Annotated in this window: 6 protein-coding genes and 1 pseudogene; all 7 read right to left on the reverse strand. The window is 69.1% G+C overall.

The features are described from left to right. Window positions 1-72, reverse strand: a pseudogene (locus FF041_RS15170) (ATP-binding protein); the annotation flags it as partial. After that, on the reverse strand, window positions 53-622 hold the full coding sequence (locus tag FF041_RS15175; RefSeq protein ID WP_323391889.1) for a DUF742 domain-containing protein: 570 nt from the start codon (window positions 620-622) through the stop codon (window positions 53-55). The pseudogene FF041_RS15170 and the gene FF041_RS15175, both read right to left, overlap by 20 nt. A 96-nt stretch (window positions 623-718) precedes the next feature. After that, window positions 719-1132: a roadblock/LC7 domain-containing protein gene (locus FF041_RS15180; RefSeq protein WP_009997645.1), complete on the reverse strand. Its 414-nt coding sequence runs from the start codon at window positions 1130-1132 to the stop codon at window positions 719-721. A 10-nt stretch (window positions 1133-1142) separates the two neighbouring features. Further along, window positions 1143-4343 (reverse strand): sensor histidine kinase, encoded by a 3201-nt coding sequence (locus tag FF041_RS15185; RefSeq protein WP_323391890.1) that lies wholly within the window; start codon window positions 4341-4343, stop codon window positions 1143-1145. Window positions 4344-4695: 352 nt separating this feature from the next. Then, on the reverse strand, window positions 4696-5277 hold the full coding sequence (locus tag FF041_RS15190) for a GTP-binding protein (protein ID WP_159686641.1): 582 nt from the start codon (window positions 5275-5277) through the stop codon (window positions 4696-4698). Continuing rightward, window positions 5258-5662 (reverse strand): DUF742 domain-containing protein, encoded by a 405-nt coding sequence (locus FF041_RS15195; RefSeq protein ID WP_153486097.1) that lies wholly within the window; start codon window positions 5660-5662, stop codon window positions 5258-5260. Before FF041_RS15195 ends, FF041_RS15190 begins: the two co-directional genes overlap by 20 nt. A 134-nt stretch (window positions 5663-5796) precedes the next feature. Beyond that, window positions 5797-6049, reverse strand: a 253-nt coding sequence (locus tag FF041_RS15200; protein ID WP_194292044.1) for a roadblock/LC7 domain-containing protein, incomplete at its 5' end; no start/stop codon positions are given.

Here is a 6049-nt window from a genome sequence, read left to right on the forward strand (position 1 = left end):
CCCGCCCGCCACCACGATCTTCGCGCTGGTGGTCGATCGGGCCGCGCCGCCGCTAGAGCTTGCGAAGTCCACTGAGCACCCTTTCGAGCAGTGTCACATCTGGCTGACCGCCGGCGGCCTCGTCGCCGCCGGGCTGGTGGATGGCGACGAGACCGGCCTCCGCCAGGTCGGCGACGAGGATCCGGGCGACGCCGAGGGGGATATGCAGTAGTGCCGAGATCTCCGCGACCGACTTGATCTCGAAGCACAGTCGGCAGATCCGCTGATGCTCGGGCAACTGCCCTTGCAGGTTCATCGGATCCGCCGTGGTACTCACCAGCGCCTCGATGGCGAGCTGGTAACGCGGCCGGGTCCGGCCGCCGGTCATGGCGTACGGACGCACCAGAGGATTATGGGCGTTCTGGTGGTGCGGGGGCTCCTGCGCCCGTCGCCGCTGATGCTGGTAATGCTGCTGTTCGCGGCGTTGCTGCTCGTACGAGGGTGCGTACGGCTGCTGCTGGAAGGGCTGGGCGGAGCCGGGTCCGTCCGGTGCGGAGGAGAAGCCGTAGCGATCATGGGAGTACTCATGGGGCGGCTGGTGAGCACCGCCGTCATAAGGGCGTCCGCCTGGTGGTGTTGCCACGTTTCCTCCTCCGACTGCGAGTAGCCGGTTCCCGTCCTTGTGGAGCCGCGCCACCGCACCCTATGGTGCGGTGGCGCGAAACGCACTGTCTGCCGGTTAGTTGAGAAGACTGCCCTGAAGTTCCGCGCGGAGGTCCGGAGTCAGGACATTTCCCGCCCGGTCCACCAGCAGCGCCATCTCGTAACCCACCAGGCCGATGTCGGCCTCCGGGTGCGCGAGCACGGCCAGCGAGGAGCCGTCGGAGATGGACATGATGAACAGGAAACCCCGCTCCATCTCCACCACCGTCTGGTTGACGGCTCCGCCTTCGAAGATCCGGGAGGCTCCCGCGGTCAGCGAGGTCAGCCCGGAGGCGACCGCCGCCAGCTGATCGGCGCGGTCGCGCGGGAATCCCTCGGACATCGCCAGCAGGAGTCCGTCGGCGGAGACCACCACCGTGTGGGACACCCCTGGGGTGTTGTCCACGAAGTTGGTGATCAACCAGTTCAGATTCTGCGCCGCCTGGCTCATCGGGCTCACACTAACGCTCCTGGTTGTAGGTACTGCCCGGGCCACCGTGGTGATCCTGAGTGGCCGGTCCGTTCGGGTCCGTTCCCGCGCTGCGTCCCCGCTGGACGCCGCGGCGCAGATTGCTCAGCCTGCCGCGTACGTCTTCGGGGGCGCGGGAGATCGGGGGGCCTTGCTGCTGGGTCTGCTCGGCGGCGCCCTCGATGAGATTGGCCTTGGGCACCCGCCGGGGCAGCCCGGACGAGGTGACCCCGCCCGCCTTCGGCTCGCGCAGCTTCTCCGCCCGCTGCCAGCGCTCGTCGTTGGACGAGCGCCAGCCGCCGGTCTCGGCGGGAACCGGCTGTCCCGCGCCGTCCGCGCCGTCCGCGCCGTCCGCTTCGGGCCGCTCGCCGAGCGGCGGCTGGGCGGGCTGCTGCCACTCCTGCGGGGGCTGCTGCGCGCTCTGCGTGCCCTGGGCGGTCTGCGCCTTCTGCCGGCCGCCACGGCGCGGCAGGCCCGCGTCGGTCAGCTGGTGTGCGCCGCCCGGGGCGTGCCCCGGGCCGTCGAAGCCACTGGGGCCGGGACCGGTCGCGGAGCGGCCCACGGGCTGTGCGTCGGGCTCCGGTTCTGGCTGGAAATTCGGCTCAAAAGCAGTGGGGTAGGAGGTCTGATCGGTCCAGTCACCCTGGTGGGGCTGGGTGCCGAAGCCGGCCTCGTACGGCGTCTGAGCGTTCTGCGGGACCTGGTGGGCCGCTTCCGCATAGGCGCCCTCCGGATGACCCTGCTGCCCGGGGTAACCGGCGGCGGGGTAGCCGCCGTAGGGCTGCTGGGCCGTCTCGGCGGCGCCGTAACCGGCCTCCGCGTACTCCTGGCCGCCGTACCCGGGGGCGTACCCCTGCTGCTGCGGGAAGGAGCGGGGCTCGCCGCCCTGCGTCTGCGCCTCCAGCGCCGCCCGCCGCCCCTCGCGCTTCAGCGAGCGGTTGACCGGGTCGAGGCCGGGGGTCGCCGCGGTCTGCTCGTAGCGGGAGTCGTCGAAGCCGAGATCCGCCGCCGTGAGCAGCGGGGCGCCGCTGAAGGACGGCTGCTCGGGGATGATCTGCGAGACGGTGAAGTCGTCCTCGGGCTGCGGCTCGCCGCCGCCGCCCCGGGTGATCGCCTCCGGCAGCATCACCAGGGAGGTGGTGCCCGCCTGCTCGCCCGAGGGGCGGAGCTGGACCCGGATGCCGTGCCGGTCGGCGAGCCGGCCGACCACGAACAGGCCCATGCGCTGCGACACCGCGGCGTCCACGGTCGGCGGGTCGGCCAGCTTGTGGTTGATGTCGGCGAAGTCCTCGGCGGTCAGGCCGATGCCCTTGTCATGGATCTCGACCATGATCCGGCCGTCGGGGAGCCTGGTGGCGGTCACCCGGACCTTGGTCTGCGGCGAGGAGAACGTGGTGGCGTTCTCCAGCAGCTCGGCGAGCAGATGGACCAGGTCCGTCACGGCCTGGCCGTGGACGTCCGTCTCCGGTACGCCGGTCAGCTCGATGCGCTCGTACGACTCCACCTCGGAGGAGGCGGCCCGCAACACGTCCACCAGCGGTACGGGCTGGTTCCAGCGGGTGCCCGGCTCCTCGCCCGCGAGCACCAGGAGGTTCTCGCCGTTGCGGCGCATACGGGTGGCGAGATGGTCCAGCCTGAAGAGGGAGGCGAGCTGGTCCGGGTCGGCCTCCCGGTTCTCCAGATCGGTGATCAGGGTCAGCTGGCCCTCGATCAGCGACTGGTTGCGGCGCGAGAGATTGGTGAAGATCGCGTTCACATTGCCGCGGAGCAGGGCCTGCTCGGAGGCGAGCCGCACGGCCTCGCGGTGGACCTGGTCGAAGGCGCGGGCGACTTCGCCGATCTCGTCCTGGGTGTCGATCGGAATGGGCTGCACCCGGGTGTCGACCCGGCCCGGGTCGGTCCGCGAGAGCTGGTCGACCAGCATCGGCAGCCGCTGTTCGGCGATGCCGAAGGCGGCGGTGCGCAGCCGCTGCATCGAGCGGCTCATCTGGCGGGCGACCGCGCCGGCCAGGATGAAGGCCGCGAGCAGCGCGATCACGGTGATCGCGCCGTTGACGAAGGCGTCGCGCCGGGCGTCGTCCGCGATGGCGGACGCCTCCTGGACGGCGCGGTCGACCAGCTCCTTCTCGACCTGGTCGTACCCCTCGAACTTGGCGGTGGAGACGGCCATCCAGGTCTCGGGGGTGATGTCCTGCTCCGCGAGCTTCCCGGGCTCGGTGCCGGTGCCGATCGCGCGGGCCATGCCGGTGAAGACGGAGTCGTCCTCCTCGGGCGGCGTCAGACCGCCCGCCTGGAGCTTCTTCGCGCCGTCCGCCGCGCTCTTCGCCATGATGTCCTGGAGCCGGTCCATGTCGGCCTGGGTGCCGCCGGAGACGAACTCGGCGATGGCGATCTGCTCAAGGTAGTTGTACGAATTGAAGGCGATGGTCTGCTTGGCGAAGACATCGGGCTTCTTGCTCGGACGCACCAGAAGGTGCATACCAATGGAGCGCTGAAGCGATTCAGCGGCCTTGGCGAGCTGAATGGCGTAGACCATGCGCCCGAAACTGGTGACATTTCCGGTGCCGAGGCCCAGTTCGTTGGCGAACTCCATGAGGGAGTGCTGCACCTGGACATAGCCCTCTTCGGTGGCGACCGGATCGAGGCTGGTGGTGTAGGCGGACTCCCGGAGCTTCTTCAGCCCCGGCTCCTCCGCGCGGAACAGCTCGATCCGGCGTTCCAGTCCCAGCCCTTCGGGCAGGTCCTTCACCGCCGCGTCGAACTTCCGCTTCGCGGCGTCCGTGACGGCGTACGCCTGTTTCACCTCGTCGGACTCGCGGGCCTCGGGGGTGGCGGCGGTCAGCAGCGGCTGAGCGGTCAGATCGCGCTCGTTGAGCAGAGCCCGTCCGTACTCCGAGGCGGCGCTCACGATCAGCGCCGTCCGCTCGGCGTCCTGTGCTTCGTCCCAGGTGTCGATCGAGCCCTTGACCTGGAAACCGCCCATGATCAGGCCGACGAGCACCGGTATCAGAAGGATCGCGTTCAGCCGGGTGGGCACTCGCCAGTTACGCGGGGAGAGCCGGCTCCTGGAGCCTTTCGCGGCCGGAGGCGGGTTCGGCGCCGGGGCGTCCGCAGGCACCGCTGCGCGCGGCGGCGGCGGGGTGAAGTTGCCCCGTGCCTGCTGCTCTGCGGAGCTCTTCTTGCTTCGCCTCACTCGACCAACAACCTCTCGGCGACGGCGCCTGTACCGGGCCGTGCTTCGTTCGGAGCCGTACTACTCAGAAGTCCGTCGAATTTCAGCATGTGGAGTGGGTCGGTTCCAAACAGTTGGAATCAGCCATTCCGAGTGATCTCGTCGACAGATAAAACGGGCATAAAGAGCGAGCCCCTTCAAAAGGCGAAGGAAATGTGAGCACAGCGACACCATGCGTATGCAACGGGTATCGGGGCCGCGTCAATTCTCTGTCGAAACGTTATGAACACGGGGGCGGACCGTGTCAAAGGACACAGTCCGCCCACTCATAACTACGACAACTGCCGTACGTTCGTGTCTACTTGAGTCGCGTCTACTTGAGCCGTGCCATGAGGGCGTGTTCGACGAGGGTGATGAGGGCGCTTTTGGCGTCGGCGCGGTGGCGGGCGTCGGTGGTGATGATGGGGGTGTCGGGGCCGATCTGGAGGGCTTCGCGGACTTCTTCGGGGTTGTAGGGCTGGTGTCCGTCGAAGCCGTTGAGGGCGATGACGAAGGGGAGGCCGCTGTTCTCGAAGTAGTCGACTGCGGGGAAGCAGTCGGCGAGGCGGCGGGTGTCGACGAGGACGACGGCGCCGATGGCGCCGCGTACGAGGTCGTCCCACATGAACCAGAAGCGGTCCTGTCCGGGGGTGCCGAAGAGGTAGAGGATCAGGTCCTGGTCGAGGGTGATGCGGCCGAAGTCCATGGCGACGGTGGTGGTGGTCTTGTCGCCGGTGTGGGTGAGGTCGTCGATGCCCGCCGAGGCGGAGGTCATCACGGCCTCGGTACGCAGCGGGTTGATCTCCGAGACGGCGCCGACGAACGTGGTCTTGCCCACGCCGAATCCGCCCGCCACCACGATCTTCGCGCTGGTGGTTGAGCGGGCTGCACCGCCGCTAGAGCTTGCGAAGTCCACTGAGCACCCTTTCGAGCAGTGTCACATCCGGCGTGCCGCCGGCGTCTCCGTTACCCGGCTGGTGGATCGCGACCATGCCCGCCTCGGCCAGGTCGGCGACGAGGATCCGGGCCACGCCGAGCGGCATGGACAGCAGGGCCGACACCTCGGCCACGGACTTGACCTCACGGCACAGATGGCAGATCCGCTGGTGCTCGGGGAGCAGCCCGGCGAGGAGCGCGGGGTCGGCCGTCGTGCTCACCAGCGCCTCGATGGCGAGCTGGTAACGCGGCCGGGTCCGGCCGCCGGTCATGGCGTACGGACGCACCAGCGGCTGGTCGCCTTCGTAACCGTAGGGGTCGGCTTGGACGCCGTACGGATCGTGAGAGGCGGTTGGCGGTGTCATGAGTCCTCCGGGCGGGACAGCAAGTGGTCGGCGTGCCGTCTGAGCGGGCCGGTGGGGGGCCGGTGGGCGACCTGACGGTGACGGCGCGTGAGCGCGCTATCGAGTGGATTCGTAGAAGGGCGGGATGGGGCGGATCAATGCAGCAGACTGCCCTGGAGCTCCGCGCGGAGGTCCGGGGTGAGCACCCCGCCCGCACGGTCGACCAGCAGGGCCATCTCATAGCCGACGAGGCCGATGTCACAGTCGGGGTGCGCCAGCACGGCCAGCGAGGAGCCGTCCGAGATGGACATCAGGAAGAGGAAACCGCGTTCCATCTCCACGACGGTCTGGCTCACCGGACCGCCTTCGAAGATCCGGGAGGCTCCCGCGGTCAGCGAGGTCAGCCCG

The sequence above is a fragment of the Streptomyces jumonjinensis genome (assembly GCF_009600885.1).
GTDB lineage: Bacteria > Actinomycetota > Actinomycetes > Streptomycetales > Streptomycetaceae > Streptomyces > Streptomyces jumonjinensis.